The 26,517-nt window shown below is 72.5% G+C and carries 25 protein-coding genes; 14 read left to right on the top strand and 11 right to left on the bottom strand.

Features of this window, described 5'->3' with window-relative positions; genetic code table 11:
• Nucleotides 1–22 precede the first annotated feature (22 nt).
• From H7H31_RS09185 to H7H31_RS09155, 7 genes are all read left to right on the top strand, one after another.
• The gene (locus H7H31_RS09185) at nucleotides 23–577 is read left to right on the top strand and encodes a F0F1 ATP synthase subunit B (RefSeq protein WP_176164150.1); all 555 of its coding nucleotides are present in this window, start codon (nucleotides 23–25) and stop codon (nucleotides 575–577) included.
• Nucleotides 574–1,398, top strand: a complete 825-nt coding sequence (locus H7H31_RS09180; protein ID WP_187063123.1) for a F0F1 ATP synthase subunit delta — start codon at nucleotides 574–576, stop codon at nucleotides 1,396–1,398. The genes H7H31_RS09185 and H7H31_RS09180 overlap by 4 nt, the downstream gene beginning before the upstream one ends.
• Before the next feature lie 122 nt (nucleotides 1,399–1,520).
• On the top strand, nucleotides 1,521–3,092 hold the full coding sequence (gene atpA / locus H7H31_RS09175; protein ID WP_176164152.1) for a F0F1 ATP synthase subunit alpha: 1,572 nt from the start codon (nucleotides 1,521–1,523) through the stop codon (nucleotides 3,090–3,092).
• 2 nt (nucleotides 3,093–3,094) lie between these two features.
• The gene (locus tag H7H31_RS09170) at nucleotides 3,095–4,021 is read left to right on the top strand and encodes a F0F1 ATP synthase subunit gamma (protein WP_187063121.1); all 927 of its coding nucleotides are present in this window, start codon (nucleotides 3,095–3,097) and stop codon (nucleotides 4,019–4,021) included.
• Between the two features lies 1 nt (nucleotide 4,022).
• Entirely contained in the window at nucleotides 4,023–5,477 is a 1,455-nt protein-coding gene (gene atpD / locus H7H31_RS09165) for a F0F1 ATP synthase subunit beta (RefSeq protein ID WP_187063120.1), read from the top strand.
• Between the two features lie 109 nt (nucleotides 5,478–5,586).
• Nucleotides 5,587–5,964 (top strand): F0F1 ATP synthase subunit epsilon, encoded by a 378-nt coding sequence (locus tag H7H31_RS09160; protein ID WP_176164156.1) that lies wholly within the window; start codon nucleotides 5,587–5,589, stop codon nucleotides 5,962–5,964.
• A 118-nt stretch (nucleotides 5,965–6,082) separates the two neighbouring features.
• Complete coding sequence (locus H7H31_RS09155) at nucleotides 6,083–6,589, top strand: DUF2550 domain-containing protein (RefSeq protein WP_187063118.1); 507 nt, start codon at nucleotides 6,083–6,085, stop codon at nucleotides 6,587–6,589.
• 237 nt (nucleotides 6,590–6,826) lie between these two features.
• Here H7H31_RS09155 and H7H31_RS09150 read toward each other — a convergent pair whose 3' ends face one another.
• The 4 genes from H7H31_RS09150 to H7H31_RS09135 all read right to left on the bottom strand — a co-directional run bounded on the left by H7H31_RS09150 (nucleotide 6,827) and on the right by H7H31_RS09135 (nucleotide 12,154).
• Nucleotides 6,827–7,516 carry a haloacid dehalogenase type II gene (locus H7H31_RS09150; RefSeq protein ID WP_187063116.1) on the bottom strand — a complete coding sequence of 230 codons (690 nt, stop codon included), beginning with the start codon at nucleotides 7,514–7,516 and terminating at the stop codon, nucleotides 6,827–6,829.
• A 250-nt stretch (nucleotides 7,517–7,766) separates the two neighbouring features.
• Complete coding sequence (locus H7H31_RS09145) at nucleotides 7,767–9,617, bottom strand: glycoside hydrolase family 18 chitinase (protein ID WP_187063115.1); 1,851 nt, start codon at nucleotides 9,615–9,617, stop codon at nucleotides 7,767–7,769.
• Nucleotides 9,618–9,809: 192 nt separating this feature from the next.
• Nucleotides 9,810–10,508, bottom strand: a complete 699-nt coding sequence (locus tag H7H31_RS09140) for a response regulator (RefSeq protein WP_187063131.1) — start codon at nucleotides 10,506–10,508, stop codon at nucleotides 9,810–9,812.
• Nucleotides 10,509–10,684: 176 nt separating this feature from the next.
• Nucleotides 10,685–12,154, bottom strand: a complete 1,470-nt coding sequence (locus H7H31_RS09135; RefSeq protein WP_187117856.1) for a sensor histidine kinase — start codon at nucleotides 12,152–12,154, stop codon at nucleotides 10,685–10,687.
• Between the two features lie 195 nt (nucleotides 12,155–12,349).
• Here H7H31_RS09135 and H7H31_RS09130 point away from each other — a divergent pair, with 195 nt between their 5' ends.
• A complete protein-coding gene (locus H7H31_RS09130) occupies nucleotides 12,350–13,033 on the top strand; it encodes a hypothetical protein (protein ID WP_187062127.1) in 684 nt (227 codons plus the stop codon).
• Nucleotides 13,034–13,231: 198 nt separating this feature from the next.
• On the opposite strand, the gene H7H31_RS09125 is transcribed toward H7H31_RS09130, so the two are convergent.
• From H7H31_RS09125 to H7H31_RS09115, 3 genes are all read right to left on the bottom strand, one after another.
• The gene (locus tag H7H31_RS09125) at nucleotides 13,232–13,819 is read right to left on the bottom strand and encodes a cob(I)yrinic acid a,c-diamide adenosyltransferase (RefSeq protein WP_176164164.1); all 588 of its coding nucleotides are present in this window, start codon (nucleotides 13,817–13,819) and stop codon (nucleotides 13,232–13,234) included.
• 20 nt (nucleotides 13,820–13,839) lie between these two features.
• Entirely contained in the window at nucleotides 13,840–14,610 is a 771-nt protein-coding gene (locus H7H31_RS09120) for an ABC transporter permease (protein ID WP_187062126.1), read from the bottom strand.
• 213 nt (nucleotides 14,611–14,823) lie between these two features.
• The gene (locus H7H31_RS09115; protein ID WP_187062125.1) at nucleotides 14,824–15,642 is read right to left on the bottom strand and encodes an ABC transporter ATP-binding protein; all 819 of its coding nucleotides are present in this window, start codon (nucleotides 15,640–15,642) and stop codon (nucleotides 14,824–14,826) included.
• 80 nt (nucleotides 15,643–15,722) lie between these two features.
• Between H7H31_RS09115 and H7H31_RS09110 the strand changes: the two genes are divergently transcribed.
• The 4 genes from H7H31_RS09110 (at nucleotide 15,723) to H7H31_RS09095 (ending at nucleotide 20,989) form a co-directional block, all read left to right on the top strand.
• Nucleotides 15,723–16,364: a TetR/AcrR family transcriptional regulator gene (locus tag H7H31_RS09110; RefSeq protein WP_187062124.1), complete on the top strand. Its 642-nt coding sequence runs from the start codon at nucleotides 15,723–15,725 to the stop codon at nucleotides 16,362–16,364.
• Between the two features lie 148 nt (nucleotides 16,365–16,512).
• On the top strand, nucleotides 16,513–17,364 hold the full coding sequence (locus tag H7H31_RS09105) for a 3-hydroxyacyl-CoA dehydrogenase family protein (protein ID WP_187062123.1): 852 nt from the start codon (nucleotides 16,513–16,515) through the stop codon (nucleotides 17,362–17,364).
• A gap of 272 nt (nucleotides 17,365–17,636) precedes the next feature.
• Entirely contained in the window at nucleotides 17,637–17,960 is a 324-nt protein-coding gene (locus H7H31_RS09100; protein ID WP_187062122.1) for an STAS domain-containing protein, read from the top strand.
• A gap of 272 nt (nucleotides 17,961–18,232) precedes the next feature.
• The gene (locus tag H7H31_RS09095; protein ID WP_187062121.1) at nucleotides 18,233–20,989 is read left to right on the top strand and encodes an ATP-binding protein; all 2,757 of its coding nucleotides are present in this window, start codon (nucleotides 18,233–18,235) and stop codon (nucleotides 20,987–20,989) included.
• A gap of 107 nt (nucleotides 20,990–21,096) precedes the next feature.
• On the opposite strand, the gene nucS is transcribed toward H7H31_RS09095, so the two are convergent.
• Nucleotides 21,097–21,759 carry an endonuclease NucS gene (gene nucS, locus H7H31_RS09090; RefSeq protein ID WP_176164173.1) on the bottom strand — a complete coding sequence of 221 codons (663 nt, stop codon included), beginning with the start codon at nucleotides 21,757–21,759 and terminating at the stop codon, nucleotides 21,097–21,099.
• A 211-nt stretch (nucleotides 21,760–21,970) separates the two neighbouring features.
• On the opposite strand from nucS, the gene H7H31_RS09085 reads away from it, so the two are divergent.
• Nucleotides 21,971–22,363: an SCO5389 family protein gene (locus H7H31_RS09085; protein WP_187062120.1), complete on the top strand. Its 393-nt coding sequence runs from the start codon at nucleotides 21,971–21,973 to the stop codon at nucleotides 22,361–22,363.
• Between the two features lie 85 nt (nucleotides 22,364–22,448).
• Here H7H31_RS09085 and H7H31_RS09080 read toward each other — a convergent pair whose 3' ends face one another.
• Nucleotides 22,449–23,483, bottom strand: a complete 1,035-nt coding sequence (locus H7H31_RS09080; RefSeq protein WP_187062119.1) for an LLM class flavin-dependent oxidoreductase — start codon at nucleotides 23,481–23,483, stop codon at nucleotides 22,449–22,451.
• 209 nt (nucleotides 23,484–23,692) lie between these two features.
• Here H7H31_RS09080 and H7H31_RS09075 point away from each other — a divergent pair, with 209 nt between their 5' ends.
• Nucleotides 23,693–24,010: an ATP/GTP-binding protein gene (locus H7H31_RS09075; protein ID WP_187062118.1), complete on the top strand. Its 318-nt coding sequence runs from the start codon at nucleotides 23,693–23,695 to the stop codon at nucleotides 24,008–24,010.
• A gap of 57 nt (nucleotides 24,011–24,067) precedes the next feature.
• Here H7H31_RS09075 and H7H31_RS09070 read toward each other — a convergent pair whose 3' ends face one another.
• Together H7H31_RS09070 and H7H31_RS09065 are read right to left on the bottom strand one after the other, a co-directional pair.
• Nucleotides 24,068–25,006: an ABC transporter permease gene (locus H7H31_RS09070; RefSeq protein WP_187117855.1), complete on the bottom strand. Its 939-nt coding sequence runs from the start codon at nucleotides 25,004–25,006 to the stop codon at nucleotides 24,068–24,070.
• A complete protein-coding gene (locus H7H31_RS09065) occupies nucleotides 25,003–26,328 on the bottom strand; it encodes an ATP-binding cassette domain-containing protein (protein ID WP_187062184.1) in 1,326 nt (441 codons plus the stop codon). The genes H7H31_RS09070 and H7H31_RS09065 overlap by 4 nt, the downstream gene beginning before the upstream one ends.
• Nucleotides 26,329–26,517 lie beyond the last annotated feature (189 nt).

Raw genomic sequence — 26,517 nt, 5'->3', positions numbered from 1 at the left:
CGATTCGACGAAAGGCACTGATGTGAACGCCCTGGTACAGATGGCGTCCGAGGAGGCCGAGAACCCCCTCGTCCCGCCGATCCCAGAGCTCGTCATCGGCCTGATCGCCTTCGCAATCGTCTTCCTCTTCCTCGCCAAGAAGCTCCTCCCGAACATCAACAAGGTTCTGGAAGAGCGCCGGGCGTCGATCGAAGGCGGCATGGAGAAGGCCGAGGCCACCCAGGCCGAGGCGCAGCAGGTTCTCGATGACTACCGGGCCCAGCTCGCTGACGCCCGCCACGAGGCCGCGCGCCTGCGCCAGGAGGCGCAGGAGCAGGGCGCCGCGCTCATCGCCGAGATGCGCGCGGAAGGCCAGCGGCAGCGTGAGGACATCATCGCCGCCGGTCACGCCCAGATCGAGGCCGACCGCAAGCAGGCCGCGCTCTCGCTGCGTCAGGACGTGGGCAAGCTCGCCACCGAACTGGCCGGCAAGCTCGTGGGCGAGGCCCTTGAGGACAACGCCCGGCAGAGCCGCACCATCGACCGCTTCCTCGACGGACTCGAGGACAGCGCGACGAAGGCCGAGGCCACGCGATGAACGGAGCGAGCCGCGAGGCGCTGGCCTCCGCACGCGAGCGACTCGACGCGCTGACGGACAACACGTCCGTCGACGCGGCGAAGCTCGCCGAGGAGCTGGCCGCCGTCACCACGCTGCTCGACCGCGAGGTGTCACTGCGCCGGGCACTGACCGACCCGGCGCAGTCCGGCGAGGCCAAGGCCGGCCTGGTGCGCCAGCTCGTCGGCGGCCAGCTCGGCGGCGAGTCCCTGGACCTGGTCTCCGGCATGGTCCGCTCCCGCTGGTCACGCTCGCGTGACCTGGTGGACGCGATCGAGGAGCTGGCGGCCAGCGCCGACCTCATCGCCGCGCAGCGCGCCGGCGCGCTCGACGACGTGGAGGACGAGGTGTTCCGGTTCGGCCGGATCGTCTCCTCCTCCGCCGAGCTGCGGGCCGCGCTGACCGCGAAGGCCGCTCACCAGGGCGCCAGGACGGCTCAGGCCGAACTGCTGCGCTCGCTGCTCGGCGGTCGGGCCCACCCCGTCACCGAGCGGCTGGTGATCCGTCTTGTCACCCAGCCTCGGGGACGTAGCCTGGAAGCGGGTCTTGAAGCCCTCTCCAAGCTGGCCGCGGACCGTCGCAGCCGCGTGGTCGCCGTCGTCACCTCCGCGGTGCCGCTCTCTGACCAGCAGAAGCAGCGCCTTGGCGGTGCGCTCGCCCGGATCTACGGGCGTGCGGTGCACCTCAACCTCGACGTGGACCCGAGCGTCCTCGGCGGGGTGACGGTGCGCATCGGCGACGAGGTGATCAACGGCAGCATCGCGGACCGTCTCGACGAGGCGGCCCGGCGGATGGCCGGCTGACCAGCCACCAACTCAACAAGCATTGCTAGCGGCCCGAGTTGGGCCGACTGATGTCCTCTGGGGGGTAGCCCCCAGACCCCCCAGAAAAACTTCGGGCCCAACAAGGAGAGCAGGGAACCCAGATGGCGGAGCTCACGATCCGGCCGGAGGAGATCCGGGACGCACTGGAGAACTTTGTCCAGGCGTACACGCCGGACGCGGCCTCGCGCGAGGAGGTCGGTACGGTCAGCGTTGCCGGCGACGGCATCGCAAAGGTCGAGGGGCTGCCCTCGGCCATGGCGAACGAGCTGCTGAAGTTCGAGGACGGCACCCTTGGTCTCGCCCTCAACCTCGAGGAGCGCGAGATCGGCGCGGTCGTCCTCGGCGAGTTCAACGGCATTGAAGAGGGTCAGCCGGTCACGCGTACCGGCGAGGTCCTCTCGGTAGCCGTCGGCGAGGGCTACCTGGGTCGCGTCGTCGACCCGCTCGGCAACCCGATCGACGGCCTCGGCGAGATCGAGACCGAAAGCCGTCGCGCCCTGGAGCTGCAGGCTCCCGGCGTCATGGTGCGTAAGTCGGTGCACGAGCCGATGCAGACCGGCCTCAAGGCCGTCGACGCGATGACCCCGATCGGCCGCGGCCAGCGCCAGCTCATCATCGGTGACCGCCAGACCGGCAAGACCGCCCTGGCCGTCGACACGATCATCAACCAGCGGGACAACTGGCGCACCGGCGACCCCAAGAAGCAGGTCCGCTGCATCTACGTCGCCATCGGCCAGAAGGGCTCCACCATCGCCGGCGTGCGCGGCGCGCTGGAGGAGGCGGGCGCGCTGGAGTACACGACGATCGTCGCGGCTCCGGCCTCGGACCCGGCGGGCTTCAAGTACCTCGCCCCGTACACCGGCTCGGCCATCGGCCAGCACTGGATGTACCAGGGCAAGCACGTCCTGATCGTCTTCGACGACCTCTCGAAGCAGGCCGACGCCTACCGCGCCGTGTCCCTGCTGCTGCGCCGCCCGCCGGGCCGCGAGGCCTACCCGGGTGACGTCTTCTACCTGCACTCGCGGCTCCTGGAGCGTTGCGCCAAGCTCTCGGACGAGCTGGGTGCCGGCTCGATGACGGGTCTGCCGATCGTCGAGACGAAGGCCAACGACGTGTCGGCGTTCATCCCGACCAACGTCATCTCCATCACCGACGGCCAGTGCTTCCTGGAGTCCGACCTGTTCAACGCGGGCCAGCGGCCGGCGCTGAACGTCGGTATCTCGGTCTCCCGAGTCGGTGGCTCGGCCCAGCACAAGGCCATGCGCCAGGTCTCGGGTCGCCTCCGCGTGGACCTCGCCCAGTTCCGCGAGCTGGAGGCGTTCGCCGCCTTCGGTTCCGACCTGGACGCGGCCTCGAAGGCGTCGCTGGAGCGCGGTAAGCGCATGGTGGAGCTGCTCAAGCAGGGCCAGTACGCGCCGTACTCCACCGAGGACCAGGTCGTCTCGATCTGGGCCGGTACCTCCGGCAAGATGGACGACGTGCCGGTCGCGGACATCCGTCGCTTCGAGCGCGAGCTGCTTGACTACCTGCACCGGGAGCACAAGGACCTGCTGACGTCGATCCGCGAGGGCGGCAAGATGTCGGACGACACGCTCCAGGCGGTCGCCGAGGCCATCGCCTCGTTCAAGCGGCAGTTCGAGACCTCGGACGGCAAGCTGCTGGGTGAGGGCTGAGCATGGGCGCCCAGGTACGGGTATACAAGCGCCGCATCAAGTCCGTCACCGCCACCAAGAAGATCACCAAGGCGATGGAGATGATCTCCGCGTCACGGATCGTGAAGGCCCAGCGTCAGGTCGACGCCTCCACGCCGTACGCGAACGAGCTCACCCGCGCCGTGACGGCGGTTGCCACCGGTTCCAACACCCGGCACCCGCTGACCACCGAGGTGGAGCGCCCGACGCGGGCCGCCGTGCTGCTCATCACGAGCGACCGCGGTCTGGCCGGCGGCTACTCCTCCAACGCCATCAAGGCGGCCGAGCAGCTCACCGAGCGGCTCACCGCCGAGGGCAAGGAGGTGCTGCCGTACATCGTCGGTCGCAAGGGTGTGGCCTACTACGGCTTCCGTGGCCGTGCGGTCACCCAGTCGTGGACGGGTTTCACGGACAACCCGACGTACGCGGACGCCAAGACGGTCGCGGGTCCGCTGATCGAGGCCGTGACCACCGAGACGGCCGAGGGCGGTGTCGATGAGCTGCACATCATCTTCACCGAGTTCGTGTCGATGATGACGCAGACGCCGGTCGACGTCCGGCTGCTGCCGCTGAGCATCGACGAGGCCACCGAGCACGCGGAGAAGACGGGCGCCGGCAAGGACCAGATCCTGCCGCTGTTCGACTTCGAGCCGTCGGCCGAAGAGGTCCTCGACGCGCTGCTGCCGCGGTACGTCGAGAGCCGGATCTACAACGCGCTGCTCCAGTCGGCTGCCTCCAAGCACGCCGCCACGCGCCGTGCGATGAAGTCGGCGACCGACAACGCGGAAGAACTCATCAAGTCGCTCACGCGGCTTGCCAACGCGGCCCGCCAGGCCGACATCACCCAGGAAATCAGCGAGATCGTCGGTGGCGCGAGCGCCCTGGCCGACGCGACCGCGGGGAGTGACTGATATGACCACCACTGTTGAGCCGACCGCTCCTGCCGGCGTGGCCACTGGCCGCGTCGCGCGGGTCATCGGCCCGGTCGTCGACGTGGAGTTCCCCGTCGACGCGATGCCGGAGATCTACAACGCGCTGACCGTCGAGGTCGCCGACCCGGCCGAGGACGGCAAGCTCAAGACGCTGACCCTCGAGGTCGCCCAGCACCTGGGCGAGGGCGTCATCCGCGCCATCTCGATGCAGCCGACCGACGGCCTGGTCCGTCAGGCCACGGTGACCAACACCGGCAACGGCATCACGGTGCCCGTCGGTGACATCACCAAGGGCAAGGTGTTCAACACCCTCGGCCAGATCCTCAACGAGCCCGAGGCCGAGAAGGACGTCACCGAGCGCTGGCCGATCCACCGCAAGGCGCCGGACTTCGACCAGCTCGAGTCGAAGACCGAGATGTTCGAGACCGGCCTGAAGGTCGTCGACCTGCTGACCCCGTACGTCAAGGGCGGCAAGATCGGTCTGTTCGGCGGCGCCGGCGTCGGCAAGACCGTCCTCATCCAGGAAATGATCATGCGTGTGGCCAAGCTGCACGAGGGCGTTTCCGTGTTCGCCGGTGTCGGCGAGCGCACCCGTGAGGGCAACGACCTCATCGACGAGATGACCGACTCGGGCGTGCTGGACAAGACCGCGCTGGTCTTCGGCCAGATGGACGAGCCCCCGGGCACCCGTCTGCGCGTCGCGCTGGCCGGCCTCACCATGGCCGAGTACTTCCGCGACGTCCAGAAGCAGGACGTGCTGTTCTTCATCGACAACATCTTCCGCTTCACGCAGGCCGGCTCCGAGGTCTCCACGCTGCTCGGCCGCATGCCCTCCGCGGTGGGTTACCAGCCGAACCTGGCGGACGAGATGGGCCTCCTCCAGGAGCGCATCACCTCGACCCGTGGTCACTCCATCACCTCGATGCAGGCGATCTACGTCCCCGCCGACGACCTCACCGACCCGGCCCCGGCGACCACCTTCGCGCACCTCGACGCGACGACGGTGCTCTCCCGTCCGATCTCGGAGAAGGGCATCTACCCGGCGGTGGACCCGCTGGACTCGACGTCCCGCATCCTGGACCCGCGGTACATCTCGCAGGAGCACTACGACTGCGCCTCCCGCGTCAAGGGGATCCTGCAGAAGTACAAGGACCTGCAGGACATCATCGCGATCCTCGGTATCGACGAGCTCGGCGAGGAGGACAAGCTCACCGTCCACCGCGCCCGTCGTATCGAGCGCTTCCTGTCGCAGAACACCCACGCGGCGAAGCAGTTCACCGGCCTCGACGGCTCGGACGTCTCGCTGGACGAGTCGATCAGCGCGTTCAACTCGATCGCCGACGGTGAGTTCGACCACTTCCCCGAGCAGGCGTTCTTCATGTGCGGTGGCCTGGACGACCTCAAGGCCAAGGCCAAGGAGCTCGGCGTCGCCTGACGCCTGACGTAGTGGGGGGGACGGGTGTGGTCCCGTCCCTCCCGCCACGCCCACTAGAATTCGACCCAACATCCGGCGCACCTGCCGGGTGGAGACCCGAGGAGCCACGTTGGCTGCTGAGCTGCACGTCGAGCTGGTCGCTGCGGACCGGAGTGTCTGGTCCGGCGCGGCCACCTTGGTCATCGCGCGCACCACATCGGGTGACATCGGCGTCATGCCCGGCCACCAGCCGCTGCTCGGTGTGCTGGAGTCGGGCCCGGTGACCATTCGTACGAGCGACGGCGGGACGGTGATCGCCGCGGTGCACGGCGGGTTCATCTCGTTCGCCGACGACAAGCTGTCGGTGCTCGCGGAGATCGCGGAGCTGTCTGACGAGATTGATGTACAGCGTGCCGAGCGGGCGCTGGAGCGTGCCAAGTCGGAGGCGGACGACGCCGCCGAGCGGCGCGCCGAGGTCCGACTGCGCGCGGTGGCGGGCGCGCACTGAGCCAGCCACAGATACGTACGATCCTCAGCCGCGGGCACCGCTGGACCTCGATCCAGCGGCCCGCGGCTGAGGCGATGCGGGTGCGGGATTTCTGGATGACGCGAGGAGGTCGGTGAAGATGGTCCTCGCTCTGCTTGTCAGCGGCGCGGTCGTCGTACTCGTGCTGCTGGGGCTCTTCGTCTTCGGGCTGCGGAGACGACTGATTCAGCGATCCGGCGGAACGTTCGACTGCAGCCTGCGCTGGGACGTGCCGCCGCGAGCGGACACCGCCGCCGCCGTGGCCGGCGCCGACGGCGCCCAGGTACCGCGCACCGACGCGGGGGAGCCGAGCGGCAAGGGCTGGGTGTACGGGGTCGCGCGCTACAGCGGCGACCGGGTGGAGTGGTTCCGCGTCTTCTCGTACGCGCCCCGCCCGCGCCGACTGCTCGAACGCTCGGCCATCGAGGTCATCGCCCGCCGCACCCCGCAGGGCGAGGAAGAACTCGCCCTCCTCTCCGACGCCGTGGTCCTGGCCTGCCGCCACCGGGGCACCCGCCTCGAACTCGCGATGAGCGAAGACGCCCTCACCGGCTTCCTCGCCTGGCTCGAAGCGGCCCCCCCGGGCCAACGCGTCAATGTGGCCTAGATAAAAGGTGTCGCGTTGGTTGGGGGTACCCCCAGCGGTAGCTGGGGGAGGGTCAATGTGGCTTAGATAAAAAGTGTCTCGTTGGTTGGGGGTACCCCCAGCGGTAGCTGGGGGAGGGTCAATGTGGCGTAGATGAAAGGCGTCTCGTTGGTTGGGGGTACCCCCAGCGGTAGCTAGGGGAGAGTCGCTGTGGCTTAGGTAGAAGGTGCCTCCCCCTGGCGATGGCTTCCTCCGTCCTCACCCAGCGGTGAGTTGGTCGGCCAGGTCGGTCAGGTTCTCGGCGTGCAGGTCGAAGGTGTCCGTGGGGGTGGGTGGGTCGCCGACGGGGCGGGCCACGTAGGCGGTGCGGAGGCCGACGGCCTGGGCCGCGCGGAGGTCCCAGGCGTGGGCGGCCACCATCAGGAGGCGCTCCGGCGGCCGTCCCGAGACGGTGGTGGCCAGCTCGTAGACGGCCGGGTCCGGCTTGTACGTACGGGCGTCCTCGGCGGACAGGGCCTGGTGCCAGCGCAGCCCGGCGTGGGCGTTGATGCCCAGCAGCGCCGTACGACTCGCGTTGGAGAGGCCGATCAGCGGGAACCGTTCGGCGAGCCTCGCGAGTCCGGTGACCGTGTCGGGCCAGGGCGGGAGGTCGCGGGCCGACTGGGCCAGGGCGGTGACGGCGGCCGGGTCGGTGACGCCCGCGGCGTCGGCGACGAGGTGGGCGGCTTCCCGGTCGAGGGCGTCACTGGGCGCGTAGGGGCGCGTGCCGTCGAGCATGCGGCGCTGTTCGCGTTCGATGTGGTGCTGCCACAGCGTCAGAGGTCGCTCGATCTCGGCTTCGTCGCGCGTGGGGGCGAGGCGGCGCAGGCCGGCCCGGAGGCCGCGGGGTTCGTCGACGAGCGTGCCGAGTACGTCGAAGACCAGCGCGTCGATCTGGGGCTGTGACATGTGCGAGTTTCTCCTGGGTGAGGCAGGGGCGAGCGGCTGTGGTCGCAACGCCCCCGGCCCCGGCGGGGATTCCCGGGCCGGGCAGCTCGCGCGGGGCCGCGTGGCCCGGGCATGGCGGAGGACCGGGAAGGCGGCGGGCGGTGCCTGCCTTCCCGGTCCGGTTCGTGCGGGACCCACGCTGTGGTGCTCACCGGCCCGGCGGGGCCGGCCGACGGGCGGGGCCGCGCTCTCGCGGCCCCGCGTCGTGCGACTAGCGCAGGCCGCTGTTGATGGCCGACATCAGTTCGCCGTTGGCGGTGTCACCGCTGAACTCCCAGAAGAACGAGCCGCCGAGCTTCTGGTCCTTCACGTACGACATCTTCCCGGTGATCGTGGCCGGGGTGTCGTAGCTCCACCACTGGGTGCCGCAGTGGGCGTACGCGGTGCCGCCCACGGTGCCGTTGGCGGGGCAGCGGTCCTTGAGGTCCTTGTAGTCCTCGATGCCCGCCTCGTACTTGCCCGGGCCGGCGCCGGTGGCGGTGCCGCCCGGCTCCTTCTGGGTGACGCCGGTCCAGCCGCGGCCGTAGAAGCCGATGCCGAGCAGCAGCTTCTTCGCCGGGATGCCCTTGCCCTTGAGCTTCTGGATGGCCGCGTCGGAGTTGAAGCCCTCCTTCGGGATGCCCGGGTAGGAGGTGAGCGGGGAGTGCGGGGCCGTCGGGCCCTTCGCGTCCCAGGCGCCGAAGAAGTCGTACGTCATGACGTTGTACCAGTCGGCGTACTGGGCGGCGCCGGCGTAGTCCGCGACGTCGAGCTTGCCGCCGTTGGAGCCGTCAGCGGAGATCGCGGCGGTGACCAGGTTGTTGGCGCCGAACTTGTCCCGCATCGCCTTCATCATGGCGGTCATGGAGTTCGGACCGCTGGTGTCGCAGGTCAGGCCACAGGCGTTCGGGTACTCCCAGTCCAGGTCGATGCCGTCGAAGACATCGGCCCAACGCGGGTCCTCGACCAGCTTGTAGCAGGAGTCGGCGAAGGCGGCCGGGTTCTTGACCGCGTCACCGAAGCCACCGGACCAGGTCCACCCACCGAACGACCACAGCACCTTGATGTTCGGGTACTTGGCCTTCAGCTTGCGGAGCTGGTTGAAGTTGCCGCGCAGCGGCTGGTCCCACGTGTCGGCCTTGCCGTCGACGCTCTGGTCGGCGGTGTACGCCTTCTCGTAGTCGGCGTAGCCGTCACCGATGGTGCACTTGCCGCCCTGGACGTTGCCGAAGGCGTAGTTGATGTGCGTGATCTTCTCGGCGGAGCCCGAGGTCACCAGGTTCTTGACGTGGTAGTTGCGCTGGTAGACGCCCCAGTTGGTGAAGTAGCCCAGCTTCACGGCGTCGCCGACCGGCGGCTCGCCGCCGTTGCCACCGGTGGTACGCACGGTGCGCGCGCCGCTCGCCGCGCCGAGCTGGTCGGCGGTGTCGCGGGCCTTGACGGTGTACGAGTAGTCCGTGCCGGCGGTCAGGCCGGAGTCGGTGTAGCTGGTGCCGGTGACGGTGGCGATCGTGGTGCCGCCGCGCAGGACGTCGTAGTTCTTGACGCCCTTGTCGTCGGTGGCGGCGGTCCAGCTCAGCTTCACCGAGGTGTTGGTGATCTCGCTGGCGGAGGGGATGCCAGGAGCGCTCGGCGGGGTGTCGCCGGGCTGCGTGCTGCCGTCACAGGAGCCGCCGTTGAGCTTACAGCCGGTCGGCGCGCCGCCGCCGGTGCCGTTGAAGCCGAAGGTGACGCTGGCGCCGGGCGCCAGGGTGCCGTTCCAGCTCAGGTTCTTGGCGGTGTAGTGGTTGCCGGAGCCGGTGATGGTGGCGTCCCAGCCGGAGCCGACGGTGGTGCCGGAGGGGACGTCCCACTCGACGGTCCAACTGTTCAGCGTGGTGTCGCCGGTGTTCTTGACGGTCCAGCGGCCCTCGTAGCCGCTGCCCCAGTCGGCCGCCTTCACGTAGGTGGCGGTGGCGGACTCGGCGGCCTGGGCGGGAGAGGCCAGGCCGACGAGCGCGGCGAAGGGGAGTGCGAGCGCGACCAGCGCCGCGGTGGTTCGGTGCCGGGTATGCCGGATGCGTCTGACGATTCCTGATCTCACTGCAGGGGCTCCTGGATACTCGGGTCCGGATGGGGGGTCGTCCGGATATCGGGCTGAGATCTTCGCGAAACGTGCGCCGCCCGGTAAGCCGTCATTGTCATGACACGCTCACCAAAGATGTGAAGGGAGCGTAAGGAGGTCTGGACCACTGGGTCAATAGGTCTGGACCAAAGTGAGATTGGAGGATTCCGGTTACGGCCGTCGCGGGGGAGCGCTCACGCCCCACTCCTGCGCCAGTACCGCGGCCTGCACCCGACTGCGCAGCTCCAGTTTGGCCAGCAACCGGCTCACGTGCGTCTTCACCGTAGCCTCCGCCATCGTCAGGCGGGTGGCGATCTCCGCGTTCGACAACCCCTCGCCGAGCGCGCCCAGCACCTCGCGCTCCCGTGGGGTCAGCGTGTCCAGGAGTGCGGTGTCGGGCCTGCTCACCAATCCGGGCGGCTGCACCCGGCCGAACTCGCGGATCAGCCGGCGGGTCACCGACGGAGCGATCAGCCCCTCGCCGCGGGCCACCGTGCGGACCGCCGCCAGGAGTTCGGTCGCCTCGCTGTCCTTGAGGAGGAAGCCCGCCGCGCCCGCGCGCAGCGCGCCGAACACGTACTCGTCCAGGTCGAAGGTGGTCAGCACGAGCACGTCGGCCAGGCCGTCGGCGACGATCTGGCCGGTGGCCGATACGCCGTCCAAGCGCGGCATCTGCACGTCCATCAGGACCACGTCGGGGCGCAACTCGCGGGCCAGCGCCACGGCCTGCTCGCCGTCGGCCGCCTCGCCGACGACCCGGAGGTCGGGCGCGGAGCGCAGGATGAGCACCAGGCCGGCGCGTACGGAGGTCTGGTCCTCTGCCACCAGCACCCGGACGGGCGGGGCGGCATCCGCATCGGCATCCGCCACGGTCGTCGCTCCGGTACCCGCGGCGGTCGCCGGGTGCGTGCTCGCGGCGGCCGTCGGGTCGGCGACCGCGCCGGCGGCGGGCCCCGGGGCGCCCGTCGGGGCTGGCCGGCCGGTGGCCTCCGTGGGGTCGGTCGGGTGCGTCGGCGCCGTCGTGGCGGGTGCGTCGCTGGGTTGGGTCATGGGCGTGTCTCCTCGTCCACCGGCAGTACGGCCCGTACTCGCCAGATCCTGTCCCGGCCGGCCGGCTCCGGGCCCGCCTCGAACTCGCCGCCGAGCAGCGTCGCGCGCTCGCGCATGCCGACCAACCCGGCGCCGGAGCCCGGCGCGCGGGGGCCGTCGCGGTCACCGAGCGGGCTGACCACCTCGACGCGCAGCGCCCCGTCCTCCGTGCGGCTCAGCCGCACGCGCACCTGCCCGGGGCCGGCGTGCTTGAGCGCGTTCGTCAGCGCCTCCTGCACGATGCGGTACGCGGCCAGCTCGACCGGCGCGGGCAGGGCGTGCGCGTCCGCGCCGGCGGCCGGCGCGGCGTCCGACCCGGCGTTCGGGGCGAGGCTCGGGGCGGCGCTCGACCCGGTGCGCTCGGCGGCGGTCGCGGGGAGGTCGGCTGCCGGAGGAAGGTCGGCCGCTGAAGGGAGGTCGGCGGCCGGAGCGGCGTCGGCGGCCGGAGGGGTGCCGGTTGCGGGAGGGAGGTCGGCGGTCGTGGGGCGGGGCGCGTCGGGGGCGGCGGCGCGCGCCTGGTCGGGCCGCGCCTGGTCGGGCCGTGCCGGGCCCGCCCCGCGTTCGTCGTGGAGGGCGAACGACAGGCCGTTGTCCGCGCCGATCCGCTCGGCCCGGGCGAGCAGCGTCGACAGGCCGTCGAGGGTGGGCACGGCGGTGGGTTCCGCGTCGCCGCTGGCGTCGCGCAGCAGTCCGATCAGCCGACGCATTTCGGCCAGGCCCTGCACGCTGTTCTCGCGGATCACGCCGAGCGCCTCGTGGGTCGCCTTCGGGTCGCCGAGCGAGAGGGCGGCCGTGGAGTGGATGGCGATGGCCGACAGGTGGCCGGCGACCATGTCGTGCAGCTCGCGGGCCATCCGGGCGCGCTCGGCGGCGACGGCCTCGCGGCGGTCGAGCTCGGCGAGGAGCGCGGTGCGCTCGGCTTCGAGGCGGGCCGCCTGGGCGGCCTCGCGGTGCGTGCGGATGATCGCGCCGGTCCAGGCGGGGACGATGGTGATCATCGCGGTGGCGAAGCCGAGCAGCAGGGCGGCCGAGTCCTGGAAGCCGACGAGGGTGCCGACCGTGATCAGCGCCGTGATCAGGTAGCAGTCGCGCGGGATGCGGCGGGCCGCCTGCGGCGAGCCGTACAGCACGGCCGCGTACACCAGGTCCGAGAACATCAGCACCGTGGTCACCAGCGTGCCGCTGAGGATGTCGAGCGCGAGGGCGCAGGTGGCGATGGTGAGGCCGAGTTGCGGGGCCGTACGCCGCAGCAACTCGGCCCCGGACATCACGAACAGCGCCACCAGCGACAGCCAGCCCGGCAGCCCGAAGGCGGCGGGGCTGTTGCGCAGGTCGAGCGCGTAGAGCAGGAGCCCGGCGAGCAGCCCACCGACGCCGAACAGCACGTCGTGCTCGTGCGGGCGGAACGGGGACCGGCTGCGGGGCATGTCTCCATCACAACACGCAGGTCACCGGCCCGGCGTCCGCTGACGGTCGCGGGTGCGGCCGGGGCGAGTACATCGAAGGATGCAGCGCCCTCTCGTCAGCGGCGACGACGCGCGCGGCCCGGCGCGCGGGGAGCCTGGAGGAGTGGCCCGGGATCACGTCACCGGGCCCCCGAGCTGGAACAGGAGGTCGCTGCCGTGATCGTCACGATGATCGTCGTCGCCGAGGTCGGCTTCTGGGTGCTGCTGGTCGGCGGCCTGAGCGTGCGCTACCTGCTACGGCGACCGCGCGCCGGGGCCGCGATCCTGATGTGCGAGCCGGTGCTCGAACTCGCGCTGCTCGTCGCCACCGCGATCGACCTGCGCGACGGCGCCACCGCGAGTACCAGGCACAGCCTGGCCGCCATGTACATCGGCTTCTCCGTCGCCTACGGCCACTACACGATGGCGTGGGCCGACCGGCACTTCGCGTACCGCTTCGCGGGCGGGCCGAAGCCGGCCAAGCCGCCGAAGTACGGGATGGCGCGGGCCGCGCACGAGTGGAAGATGTGGCTGCGTACGGCGCTGGGCGCGGGCATCGCGGCCGGGCTGCTCCAACTGGCCATCTGGTTCGTCGACGACCCGGACCGCACGGCGGCCCTGCGCGACATGCAGGCGCCGATGGGCATGGTGGTCGGCATCTGGCTGCTGGTCGCGGTGTCGTACACGCTGTGGCCGAAAAAGGACCCCGCGGGTCCCGTCGGCGGTGCCCCCGAGGGTCCCGCCGGCAACGCCCCCGAAGGTCCCGCCGGCGGCGGCCACGGCGTCGACGCCGAGTCGGGTGTCGAGCAGCGCCCCGCCTGGCAGCAGGCGGTCGAGCGCGCGACGCACCGCGACCGCTGAGCGCCCGGCGCGGCCGCGGGGCGGGGTGGGGCGGGAGCACGATCCGCCCGCCCCGCCCGCCGCCAGCCGGTGCCGATCAGCGGCCCTGCCCCGTACGCCCCGCCGTACGCCCTGTCTCGTACGCCCCCTCTCGCCCGCCCCGCCCCACGGCCCGCCTCGGGCCCGTGGGGCGGGCGTCGTGCCGTGGGCCCGGGTCCTTCAGCGTTCGCCGCCGGGGACCCAGAGCACGTCGCCGGTCTCCTTGTTCGCGGTGCGGGCCAGGATGAACAGCAGGTCGGAGAGGCGGTTGAGGTACGTCGCGGTGAGCGGGTTCATGCTGCCGCCCTCCTCGGCGACGCCGTGCTCTTCGAGCGCCGCCCAGGTGGAGCGCTCCGCGCGCCGTACCACCGTGCACGCCTGGTGCAGCAGCGCCGCGCCCGGCGTGCCCCCCGGCAGGATGAAGCTGCGCAGCTTGTCGAGGTCGGCCAGGAAGGTGTCGCAGTCCGCCTCCAACTGGTCGATGTAGGACTGCTCGACCCGCAGCGGCGGGAACTCGGGGTTCTCCACGACCGGCGTGCACAGGTCGGCCCCCACGTCGAAGAGGTCGTTCTGGACGCGTACGAGTACGCGTACCAGCTCGGCGGGGAGCGAGCCGAGGGCGATGGCCACGCCGATGGCGGCGTTGGCCTCGTTGGCGTCGGCGTAGGCCGCGATGCGGACGTCGGTCTTGGCGGTGCGGCTCATGTCGCCGAGCGCGGTCGTGCCCTTGTCACCGGTGCGGGTGTAGATGCGCGTCAGATTGACCATGGGGCGAGCCTAACCACCGGTCAGGCGCCGGCGGAGGTGAACACCCGGGTGCCGATGGTCACGGCGACGACCGAGAGGGCGGCGCCCACCAGCGTCCCGTAGAGCATGTGCGCGCTGGCGAAGTCGCCGACGAAGGCCGCCCGCACCGCGTCCACCAGGTAGCGGAACGGTATGAGGTGGGAGAGCACGTCCAGCCAGCCCGGGGCCAGCGTCATCGGCAGCATCAGCCCGGACAGCAGCATCGCGGGCATGGTCAGCGCGTTGATGGTGGGCCCGAACTCCTGCGGCGTGTTGACCTTGAGGGCCAGCGCGTACGAGAGCGAGGCCAGCGACACGGTGAGCAGGGCGACGAACGCCAGGCCGATCAGCACGCCGCCGACCGGCGCGCGCAGCCCCATCACCAGCGCGGCGAGCACCAGCAGCACGGCCTGGAAGACGAACACGGCCGCGTCCCGCAGCACCCGGCCGAGCAGCAGCGCGAGCCGGCTCACCGGCGTCACCCGCATCCGCTCCAGCACGCCGCTCTGCTTCTCGATGAGCACCGCGAAACCGGCGAACGAGGCCCCGAAGAGCCCGAGTTGGAGCAGCAGCCCGGGTACGAGCACCTGCCAGGAGTCACCCTTGGAGCCCAGCGGCAGGTCGGTGAGCAGCGGGCCGAAGAAGAGCAGGTAGAGCAGCGGCATCAGGATGCCGAAGAGCATCTGGAACCGGGACCTCAGGGTCTGTCGGGCGTACCGGCTGAAGATCAGCGCGGTGTCCGAGCACAGGGCGGACAGGGCGGCGGTGGCCATGGTGGGCACTCCTCGTCGGTGGTGCGGCCCGGGCGCGCTCGGTGGCGCGCCGGGGCGCGGGTGCGCGCCCGCGTGAGCGACGGTGGCGGTCAGGCGGGGCGGCGGTGGCGGTGCGGGGTCGGTGCCTGGGCGGACCGGGCGGGTCAGGCAGGCGAACCGGGCGGCCAGGCAGGTCAGGCGGGCCAGGCAGGCGAACCGGACAGGCCAGGCAGGTCAGGCCGCGGTGGGGGCCGATGCGGTGGGGCCGAGGGGGCCGCCGGGTTCGGCGGACTCGTCGGGGGCGATGCCGTGCCCGGTGATGGCCAGGAAGGTGTCCTGGAGCGTGGCGTCGGGCGAGCCCGCGTGGCGCTGCTTGAGGTCGCGCGGGGTGCCGTCGGCCACCACCACGCCACGGTCCACGATCACCAGCCGGTCGGCGAGCGCGTCGGCCTCGTCCAGGTAGTGCGTGGTGAGGACGACGGTGGTGCCGTGTTCCGCGCGCACCCGGCGCACCAGCTCCCACAGGTCGGCGCGGCTGCCGGGGTCGAGGCCGGTCGTCGGCTCGTCCAGGAAGAGCACCGCCGGCCGGTGGGTGAGGCCCATCGCGATGTCCAGGCGCCGTCGCTGCCCGCCGGAGAGGGCGCCGGCCTTGCGGTCGAGCAGGTCGGCGAGGCCCAGGTCGGCGGCCAACTCAGCGGCCCGCGCGACCGCTTCGGCCCGGGGCAGCCGGTAGAGCCGGCCCTGGGTGACCAGTTCCTCGCGGACCGTCAGGTTCGGGTCGACGCCACCCGACTGGGCGACGTAACCGCTCACGCGCCGTACCCCGGCCGGGTCGCGGACCAGGTCGCAGCCGGCGACCGTGGCGGCGCCGCCGGTGGGCGGCAGGAGCGTGGTGAGCATGCGCAGCGTGGTGGTCTTGCCCGCGCCGTTGGGGCCGAGGAGGCCGACGATCTCGCCGGGCCTCACGGTCAGGTCGATGCCCCGCACGGCCGCCACGGGGCCCTGGGGGGTGGTGAACGTCCGGGCGAGGCCGACCGTGCTGATGATTGCCATGCCCACAGAAAAACAGAGTCTCTTAAATTTTGCAATCACTCCAAGTTTGGTGAGTATCCAGCCAGGCTTACGATGGGGGCATGGCAGAGGGGCTCAGGGAGCGGAAGAAGCGGCAGACGCGGCAGCACATCTCGGACGTGGCCACCGGGCTCTTCCTGGAGCGCGGCTTCGACGCGGTGACCATCGCGGAGATCGCCGACGCGGCGGACGTGTCGGTCAACACCGTCTACAACTACTTCCCGGCCAAGGAGGACCTGTTCTTCGACCGCAGCGCGGGCGTGGTGGACCGGCTGCCGCGCTACGTGCGCGGTCGCGAGGTGGGGGAGTCGGCCGCGCGCAGCGTGCTGCGGCAGTTCACCGCCGAGGTGGAGGCCGTCTCGCCCACCGTCGGGCTGTTCGCCGGCTACGACCGGTTCATGCGGGTCATCCAGGGCGCCCACGCCCTCAAGGCGCGCCTGTGGTACCTCCAGCAGGAGGTGGTCGAGCAGGTGGAGAACGTCCTGCGCGAGGAGACCGGCGCCGCCGCCGACGACCCGCTGCCGACGCTGGTGGGCGGTCAGCTCGCCTGGGTGCAGGGCACCCTGATGGGCTTCGTCGGCCGCCAGATGATGGCCGGCCGCGAGGTCGCCGAGGTCTCGCGCGAGGCGCTCGTCCTGCTGGACGAGATGGAGGACCTGCTGAGCGAGCGCGTCCTCAACTACGCGGTGCGCCCCGCTCCGTGACCGCCGGCGGTGTGAGGTCCGTCATGTGAGACGTGACGCGCATCTCTTCCCCTGCCCCCGGGGCCCTGACGCCCGCTAAGGTCCGCCTCAAAGCCGAAAATCCAGTGTGGTGGGGGCGCCGTGGCCCCCGGCAGGTAAGGGAGACGCAGTGGCCAAGAAGCTCGCCGTCATCGGGGCCGGACTGATGGGGTCCGGTATCGCTCAGGTCTCGGCCCAGGCGGGCTGGGACGTCGTCCTGCGCGACGTGACGGACGCCGCTCTGGCACGCGGCAAGGACGGCATCGAGGCGTCGTACGCGAAGTTCGTCTCCAAGGGCAAGCTCACGGCCGAGGACGCCGAGCAGGCGCTGGCCCGCATCACCACCACCACCGACCTGGACGCCGCCGCCGACGCGGACATCGTGGTCGAGGCCGTCTTCGAGAAGATCGAGGTCAAGCGCGAGATCTTCGCGACCCTCGACGGCCTGGTGAAGGACGAGACGATCCTCGCCTCCAACACCTCCGCCATCCCGATCACCAAGATCGCCGCGGCGACCTCGCGCCCGGAGCGGGTCGTGGGCACCCACTTCTTCTCGCCGGTCCCGCTGATGGCGCTGTGCGAACTCGTCCGCGGCTACAAGACCAGCGACGAAACCCTCGCCACGGCCCGCGAGTTCGCCGAGGGCATCGGCAAGACCTGCGTGGTCGTCAACCGCGACGTGGCCGGCTTCGTCACCACCCGCCTCATCTCGGCGCTCGTCGTCGAGGCGGCCAAGCTGTACGAGTCCGGGGTGGCCAGCGCCGAGGACATCGACATCGCCTGCAAGCTCGGCTTCGGCCACGCGATGGGACCGCTGGCCACCGCCGACCTCACCGGCGTGGACATCCTGCTGCACGCCACCGACAACATCTACACCGAGTCGCAGGACGAGAAGTTCGCCCCGCCGGAGATCATGCGCCGCATGGTCGACGCGGGCGACATCGGCCGCAAGAGCGGCCGGGGCTTCTACCCGCACGACTGACCCGCCGCCGGCCCGCGCGCCGGTCCCGACGCGCTGTGCGAGGTGTCGGACCGTGCGCGGGCGGGCAGTTGGCCCTCCACGTACACGGGCGCCGCGCCCCCGGGAAGCGGCGCCCGCCGTGCCATGACAACCACAGACAGGCCCGCACCCCATGGGCCTACTCCATGGGGTGAATTCGGTATCGGTTCGCTTACGGGCGGCAACTTTGCCGTATGAGAGGCAGTCAGTTGTGTAGATATACGACCACAACGACGCACCATCGGGGAGCGCATATGCACATCAAGGGCGACCACGCCGAGCTGGTCGTCGGGGGCCGACTCGACATCCGCAGCGCGGCGGACGCCCGTACGGCCTTCCACACCGCCGTGGACGGCGGTGGTGGAGACCTCGTGCTCGACCTCTCCGGACTCGACGCCTGGGACGCCACCGGGCTCGGCGTCATCATGGGCGCCCACCGCAGGGCCGGCCGCGTCGGCCGACGCCTGGTGCTGCGCGGCGTGCCACCCCAGATGCAGCGCCTCCTGGTCGCCACCCGACTGCACCGCATCCTGGCCATCGAAGGCGGCCTGGAAGTCGCGTCCCTGCCCCGGGTGTGAGGCCGCGAGGCCCGCGCCGACACCCCGGCGCGGCCGGGTTCCGGGACCAGGCCCCGCCTCGGGCCACGGCGGTGAGCGGCCGTACGCGCCGGCTCGCCCGCCGGGGCGGCGCGGCACCGGTGGGTCAGCGATACTGGGCACAGGTCCGACGTTCGGCGAGCGCCGCTGGCCATGCCAGGCGGACACCGGACGGCCGCGCCGGCCGCCCGTATCCGGCACGCCGCGGACCAGCCCGCTGACCACACGGCACGCAGCTCTGGGGGGCTTTCACCATGGACCCGACGCACCGCGGGCCGCACGAGCACGGCCACGACGCTTCGGACGACACCGCCGGCGGCTCGCGGCGCACGCCACACCGCGGCCCGCAGCCGCCCGCCATCGGCCCCCACGACCGCGACCGGGGCGGGGCGTCGTCGACGCCGTCGCCCGGCATCGCCCGCACCGCCCAGCTCACCTGCGGCGACTACCTCCTGACCGTCAACCCCATCGACGGCAGCGAGATCGAGCAGTGCCCACCGGGCAGCCCGCACCGATCGGCCGCGCCGCGCCGCCACACCCGCGAGGAGCGCGCCGAACTGCGCCGCGCCCAGACCGTCGCGCGTTCCACCGTGACCGCCGGACCGGGCGCCATCGCCGCCGGCACCGCCCACCGCGAGCTGCCGCTGCTTGACCGCGAGGAGGAACGGGACCGGCTGATACGGCTGTTGACCCGTGGTCGCTCCGTACGGCTGACCGCCCCGTCGGGCGCCGGGCGCAGCGCGCTGCTCGACGCGGTCGCCGACGGCTGCGGCAACCTCGCCCCGGACGGCGTGATCCGCCTCTCCGGCTACCACCGCACCCCAACCGACCTGCTGCACGCCCTGTGCGCCGCCGTCTTCCGGATGCCCACGCACCGCCCGGACCGGGCCGAGCTGGTGGAGCTGGCGCGGGACATCGGGGCCGTCGTCATCGTGGACGACATCGAGTTCGACGGGCCGACGCTCGACGACTTCCTCGACGCCACGCCCGAGTGCGCCTTCCTGATGTCGGCCACGCCGGAGGTCTCGGCCCCGTCCCCGGGCGCCTACCTGGAGGAGGTCGCGCTCGGCGGCCTCAGCCGGACCGCCTGCATGGAGTTGCTGGGTCGTCTCGTGCGCCGGCCGCCCACCGACGAGGAGGCGGCCTGGGCGGCGGACCTGTGGTTCGAGTCCGAGGGGCTGCCGCTGCGGTTCGTACAGGCCGCGGCGCTGCTGCGGGGCCGCGACCAGGCGGCGGGCCGGACCACCGAGCCGGCGGCCGACCCGACCGCCGAGCCGGCGCCGGGTGCCGCGGGAGCGGACGGGGGCGCGGACGCCGCCCCGGACGCCGCCCCCGACATCGACGCGGACCCTGTCGACGCCGCCGACGCCACCGCCCCGCCGCGCGTCCCCACCCTCACCGAGGGCGTGGCCCCGGCGGCGTTGCTGGCCGACCTGGTCAGCGCGCCGGCCCGGGAGACCCTGCAGTACGCGCTGGCCCTGGGCGGGGAGTGCCCGCACCCGTCCCACCTGCCCGCGCTGATCGGCGACCCGGGGGCTGACGCCGCCGTCGCCGAACTCATCGGCTGCGGCCTCGTCACCCCCGCCGGCGACCACTACCGGCTGGTCACCGGCGTCGCCGCGCAGCTCACGGCGGCCGGCTTCGCCGACGACCCGACGGCCCGCGCCCTCACCGTGGCCCAGCACTACGCCTGGTGGGCCGGCCACCCCTCGGTGGCCGCCAGCCGCGCGACGGAGGAGGCCGACGCCATCCTCGGCGCGCTCGGCGCGCTGGTCGCCGCCCGTGGCGGCGCCGGCGCCCGGAGCGCCGCGCAGGCGCAGTCGGCGGCCGGGGACGGCGGCGGGGCGCGCGTGGGGCAGCTCAGCGCGGCCGTGCTGCTGGCGCGGACGGCGGCCCCGGCGTTCGCGGCCGGGCTCGGCTGGGGTGCCTGGGAGCGCTGTCTGCGGTACGGCCAGGAGGCCGCCAGGCTCGCCGGCGAGGTGGCCGAGGAGGCGTACTTCCACCACGAGTTGGGCGTCCTCGCCCTGTGCACGGGCCAACTGGACCGGGCCCGCGCCGAGCTTGAGGCGTCCATCTCGCTGCGCGGGGTGCTCGCCGACCGGCGCGGGGCCGTCGCGGGACGCCGGGCCCTGGCCTTGGTCGTGGACCGCACCGGGATCTCGGCGCCGGGCGGCCTGGACACCCTCGGCGAACTCACGGGGGGCGAGGGCGGCGCCGACGCGCCGGCCGAGGGGGACGCGCCGGGCGGCGGCGCGAGCCCGACCGACACGACCGTGATCGTCCCGCGTCAGGACGCGACCGACACGCTGCCGGGCCCGGCGGTGGTGCCGGCCGCCGGCGGCGACGCCGGCACGGGCGGCACGCGCGGCGGCTGGCGGGCCTCGGTACGGAAGCTGCCCCTGCTGATCGGGGCGCGCCGGAACGCGGCGGCCGTCGGCGCCGGTGTGCTCCTGGTGGCCGTCCTCGGCACGGTCGTCACGCTCGGCGCCACCTCGGGCGGCGACGGGTCGCCGGAGCGCGTCACGCCACGGCACAGCACGCCCCTGCGCGACGACGGGGACGAGGAAAGCGCCGCCGACGAACCGCGCCGCGACACCGGCCCGGGCACCACCGGCCCCGGCGCGACCACCGGCCCGGGCACCTCGGGCGCGCCGAACCCGTCGGCCTCCACCGGCGCCGGCCAGTCGCCGAGCACCCAGCCCTCCGACGGCGGCCCGACCACGGGCGGACCGTCACCGACGGGCGACCCCACGGACGGCACGCCCACCGACCCGTCGACCCGGCCCACCAACCCGCCGACCAGGCCGACGGACCCGCCGACGCGTCCCACCAACCCGCCCACCACCAGGCCGACGGACCCGCCGACCCAGCCCACCGACCCGCCGACCGAGCCGACGGACCCGCCGAGCACGGCCCCCACCACGGTGGACCCGCCGCAGTCCCCGACCCAGATCACCAGCGACCCCGGCTCGCCGTCCCCGACCACCGACGCGACCAACCCGCGGGTCTGACCGGCGAGGAAGCGGGTCGCGGGCCCGGCGCACGCGAGCGGCCCGGCGCGCGTGGTGCGCCGGGCCGCTCGGGCGGTGCGGTGCGGAGCCGGTCCGCGGGGTGGTGCCTAGAACAGGCGCAGCTTGTCGTCCTCGATGCCGCGCAGCGCGTTGTAGTCGAGGATCACGCAGCCGATGCCACGGTCGGTGGCCAGCACGCGGGCCTGCGGCCGGATCTCCTGGGCCGCGAAGACGCCCTTGACCGGGGCCAGGTGCGGATCGCGGTTGAGGAGTTCGAGGTAGCGGGTGAGCTGCTCGACGCCGTCGATCTCGCCGCGCCGCTTGATCTCCACCGCGACCGTGCCGCCGTCGCCGTCCCGGCACAGGATGTCCACGGGCCCGATGGCGGTGGGGTATTCGCGCCGAATCAGGGTGTAGCCGCTGCCGAGGGTTTCGATGCGGTCGGCCAGCAGCTCCTGGATGTGCGCCTCGACCCCGTCCTTGATCAGCCCCGGGTCCACGCCCAGCTCGTGCGAGGAGTCGTGCACCACCTCCTCCATGGTGATGATGAGCTTCTCGCCCCCCTTGTTCACCACGGTCCACACGTTGTCCTCGCCCTCCTTGAGGGTGCAGGGCGGAGACATCCAGTTGAGGGGTTTGTAGGCCCGGTCATCCGCGTGGATGGACACGCTGCCGTCGGCCTTGACCAGGATCAGCCGGAGCGCGGAGGGGAGGTGAGCAGTGAGCCGGCCCGCGTAGTCAACGGAGCAGCGGGCAATGACGAGACGCATGGTCGGCAACGCTACTCGACGCCGCCCCGTCCACGCGATTCGTCCCCGACCGGCCCCTTCCCCATTGGCTGGTAGTGAGTGCAACGTCCTGGTGCGGGCACGGTGGCCCGAATTACCGTTAAAGCGGGGGGTCGCCGCACGAGTACGCTGCGTCGCGGCTCCCGCCCCTCATCCGCCAGGCCCCGACTCCGGGGTCACGAGAGGAGAACCCATGTCGCTCGACGTCTCACCGGCCCTGCTCGAACAGGCCGAGCGAGGCGAGGTCGACGAAGCGGAATTCGTCGACTGCGTCCGGACCTCCCTGCCGTACGCCTGGGAGATGGTCAGCTCTTTGGTGGCCCAGCTCAAGGTGGACGGCGGTGAGTTCGCCGACAACCAGGTGCCGCCGCCGGACGAGCAGGCGCGTGGGCAACTGCTGCGCGCACTCGCCAGCGACGCGATACGCGGCTCGCTGGAGCGGCACTTCGGGGTTCGGCTGGCGTTCCAGAACTGCCACCGGGTCGCGGTCTTCCCGCTCGACCCGTCCGCCGACGACCGCCTCGCCCGCTTCACCTCCGTCCGGGGACAGCTCCTGAACCAGTCCCCGGAGCTGCGCGACTGCTGACGCGCTGTCGCGGCCGCCCCGCAGGCGCACGGTGCTCCACCGGTGCGGGGCGGCGAACCCCCTCTCCGCACGGCGCGGCGGGCCGTCAGCTACAACGCGGCAGCACCTCCTCGCCGAGGCGCCGCACGTTCTCCTCCGTGCCGGTCAACTCGCCACAGCCCTCGACCAGGAAGGCGAACCGCTCGATGCCGGTGCGCTCGGCGCTGGCCGCGAGCAGGTCCGCGCACAGCGCGGGCGGGCCCACCGGGTGCAGCGAGCACAGCAGCTCCGTGTAGGCCCGCGGGTCCCGCATGGCCCGCCGCCGCCCGTCCACCGTCACGTACGCCCCAAGGCCCCGCCGCAGCCAGCCGGGCATCGCCTTGAGCAGCGACTCCGCCGCGTCCTCGCGGGTGTCGGCGATCTGCATCACGCCGGTGGAGACGTGCGGGGCCGCCGCGACGGCCTCCGGCGGGTGACCGGCGGCGAGCGCCGTCGCGCGCCACAGCGCGACCATCTCCGCCTTCTCGTCGTCCCCGCAGTGCATCCCGAGCAGCATGGGCAACCCCCGCTCGGCGGCCAGCCGGACGCCGCGCGGCGACACGCACGCGACGACCACCGAAGGCCCGTCCGCGGGCACGCCGTCCAGGAACTCGTCCGCCCGCGGTACGACGGGCACCTCACGGAAGGCGTACCGCTCGCCGGCCGCGCCGACGGACGGCTCCCGCAACCAGCGCAGCAGCAGGTCCAGCGATTCGGGGAAGCCCTCCTCGTACGCCCCCAGGCCGGTCCCGAACACCTCCAGGTCGACCCAGGGCCCGCCGCGCCCCACGCCCAGCGTGAACCGGCCACCGGTGGTGAGGTGGAGCAGCGCCGCCTGCTCACCCAGCGCGACCGGATGGGTCGTGGACAGGACGCTCACCGCGGTGCCGACGCCGATCCGGCGGGTGCGCCCGAGCACCAGCGCGGCGAGGGTGGTGGCGGACGGACAGACGCCGTACGGAATGAAGTGGTGCTCGGCCAGCCAGACCGCGTCGAGCCCCGACTCCTCCGCGACCTCGGCGGTCCTGACCGCCCTGTGCAGTGCTTCCCCCTGTCCCTGGCCCGGGAACTGTCCGGCCAGGACGAATGCTCCAACGCGCATCGCTCTGCCTCCTCTTGCAGCCTCGCGACCGACGCGGCTCCCCGCTGGCATTAACGCCTGTCACGTGCCAAGGGCACGGCTTGGCAAGAAGTTTTCATGATGATCGGGAGATGTGGCGATGTGCTGACTGTCGCCGGCTCCCGCGACGGTGACGACAGCCCTTACGCTGGTAACGGTCCGTAGTCCCCGCCGAAGCCACGAGGTGCCCCGTGTCCCCTCGCCGAAACCGCCCCCGAGGCGGCGAGAAGTCAGCAGAGCACTCCCCCTGGATGTCCACGGGCGGGGAGCGGACGGAGAGTTGGCAGGGGGAGGAGTGGCTGGTGCGGTCGGTGGTGGGCAGCGCCGCCGGCAAGTACTACCGCTGCCCCGGCTGCGACCAGGAGATCCCACCCGGCGTCGGCCACCTCGTCGCCTGGCAGAGCTACGCGGGCGTGGACGACCGGCGGCACTGGCACCGCGGCTGCTGGAACGCGCGAGACCGCCGGAGCGCGAAGCTCCAGCGGTCTCGTAACGCGCCGCGCTACTGACGCGCGCGGCGGCTGCCCGAGCGGCCGGGGCCGGGGCGCCGGGGCCCGGGCGGGGCGTCAGACGTCCCGCTTCTCCAGCACGCTGAACGCGGCGGCCAGGGCCGCGCCCGTGACGACCAGGATGATCAGCAGCGGGTCCCAGCCGGAGGGCCCGGAGTCCACCACCGTGTTGCTGAACATGATGCCGAGCTGGCTGGGCACCGAGTACTCGAACAGCGCCTCGCGCACGTCCTCCAGCGCGTCGCCACGCATGAACAGCGCCAGCACCAGCGGCAGCAGCACCACGCCGATCATGATGGTGATCGCGCCCGCGGAGTGCCGCAGCATCGAGCCGACGCTCAGCGCGAGCAGCCCGAGCAGCGCCACGTACAGGCTGACGCCCACCGTCGCCTTGAACCAGGCCGAGCCGCCGGTCTCGCCCGCGCCCGGGTTGTCGCTCAGCATGCTGTCGCCGATGAAGCCGACCACGGCCGTGCAGGCGAGCGTCACCACGAAGGTCAGGGCGAAGAAGACGATCGCCTTGGCCGCCAGCACCCGGCTACGGCTCGGGCACGCGGTCAGGGTGGTGCGGATCATGCCGGTGCTGTACTCCGACGACACGGCCAGCACGCCGAGCGTGATCACGCACAGCACACCGAGCAGCATCCCGAAGAAGCCGAAGGCCAGCGGGGACTCGCCCTCCAGGTCCGTGTCGCCGCCGGCGATGCCGACCGCGGTCAGCAGCCCGATGCCGACCACGAGCGCCACCATCACGGTGAGCGTCCACATCGTCGAGCGCACCGACTTGATCTTGGTCCACTCGGAGGCGAGCGCGTGCCCGATGTGGGTGGGCCGGATCGGGATCGGCGAGGTGTAGCCGGCGTGCGCGAAGCCACCGCCCGCCTGCGGCTGGCCCTGCTGCGGCTGCGGCGCCTGGAGCGTCTGGACCTGCTGGTGGGGGGCCGGCTGCTGCTGCGGGGCGGCGGGGGCCGGGTGCGGCTGCTGAGGGGTGGTCATCGGGCGTCCTCGCTGTCGCGCTCGTTCGGTTCGGCGGGGGTGGCGGGCGGCTGCGCCGCGGGGGCGGCCTGCTGGTCCGGCAGGGCTCGCAACTGCGTGGTACGCGGCGAGGCGGCGGCCGGCGCGGGCCCGGCCTGCGGCGGCACCGGCTGGCCGGCGGAAGGCGCGGCGGCGGGCGGCTGCGCCGCGTACGCCGGCTGGCCAGGAGCGTGCGCGTGGGGCTGGCCGGGGGCGTACGGATACGGCTGACCCGGCGCCGGCGCGTGGGGTTGGCCCGGCGCGTACGGGTTCGGCTGGCCCGGGGCCATGCCGGGGGCCTGCGGCGCGGGCTGGCCCCAGCCCTGCGGGGCGCCGGGCGGCAGCGGCTGGCCGGGGGCGACGGCCTGGAACCCGGCGCGCGGGTCGTGCGTCGAGCGGTAGTCCACGGCGCCCTGCGTCATGCGCATGTACGCCTCCTCCAGCGACGCCCGGTGCGGCGCCAGCTCCCACAGCCGGATGTCGGCCGCGTGTGCGAGATCGCTGATGCGCGGCAGGCCGAGACCGGTGACGCGCAGCGCGCCGTCCTGCTCCGGCTGCACCTGCCCGCCCGCCTCGGTGAGCGTGGCCACCAGCTTCTCGCGCTGCTGCGGGTCGGTGTCCGGCGTGCGCACCCGGGCGAAGTCGGCGGAGTTGGCCGATATGAAGTCGGTGACGCTCATGTCGGCGAGCAACTGGCCACGGCCGATGACGATCAGATGGTCAGCGGTGAGCGCCATCTCGCTCATCAGGTGGCTGGAGACGAAGACCGTACGGCCCTCGGAGGCGAGCTGCTTCATCAGGTTGCGCACCCACAGGATGCCCTCCGGGTCGAGGCCGTTGACCGGCTCGTCGAAGAGCAGCACCTGCGGGTCGCCGAGCAGCGCCGCCGCGATGCCAAGGCGCTGGCCCATGCCGAGCGAGAAGCCCTTGGACCGCTTCTTGGCCACGTCCTGGAGCCCGACCACGCCGAGCACCTCGTCCACCCGGCGGGCCGGGATGCCGGAGAGCTGGGCCAGGCTCAGCAGGTGCTGGCGCGCGCTGCGGCCACCGTGCACGGCCTTGGCGTCGAGGAGCGCGCCGACCTGGCGGGGCGCGTTCGGCAGCCGGCGGAACGGATAACCGCCCACCGTCACCTGACCCGAGGTCGGCGTGTCCAGGCCCAGGATCATGCGCATGGTCGTGGACTTGCCCGAGCCGTTGGGGCCCAGGAAGCCGGTGACGGCGCCCGGCCGCACCCGGAAGGTCAGGTTGTGCACGGCCGTCTTGGCGCCGTAGCGCTTTGTCAGGCCGACTGCCTCGATCAAATCTCCGCCCTCGCCGTCGTCGGGGCGTCAGCCACCTGCCGGCTCGCCCCCGTGAGGGTTAGGAGGATAACCGGGAGCCGGTGGTTCCCTTCGGGCCGCGATTGACACGCTTTCCGGGTGACCCGTGCCGAAACGTCCGGCCGCGTCCGCCCGGGCCGGCCTTCCCGCCCGCGTCGTCGTCCGCCCGCC

The sequence above is a fragment of the Streptomyces buecherae genome, from assembly GCF_014295035.1.
Lineage (GTDB): Bacteria > Actinomycetota > Actinomycetes > Streptomycetales > Streptomycetaceae > Streptomyces > Streptomyces youssoufiensis.
The sequence above is the reverse complement of the archived record's forward strand: the minus strand, read 5'-3'. Positions and strand labels throughout refer to the sequence as shown.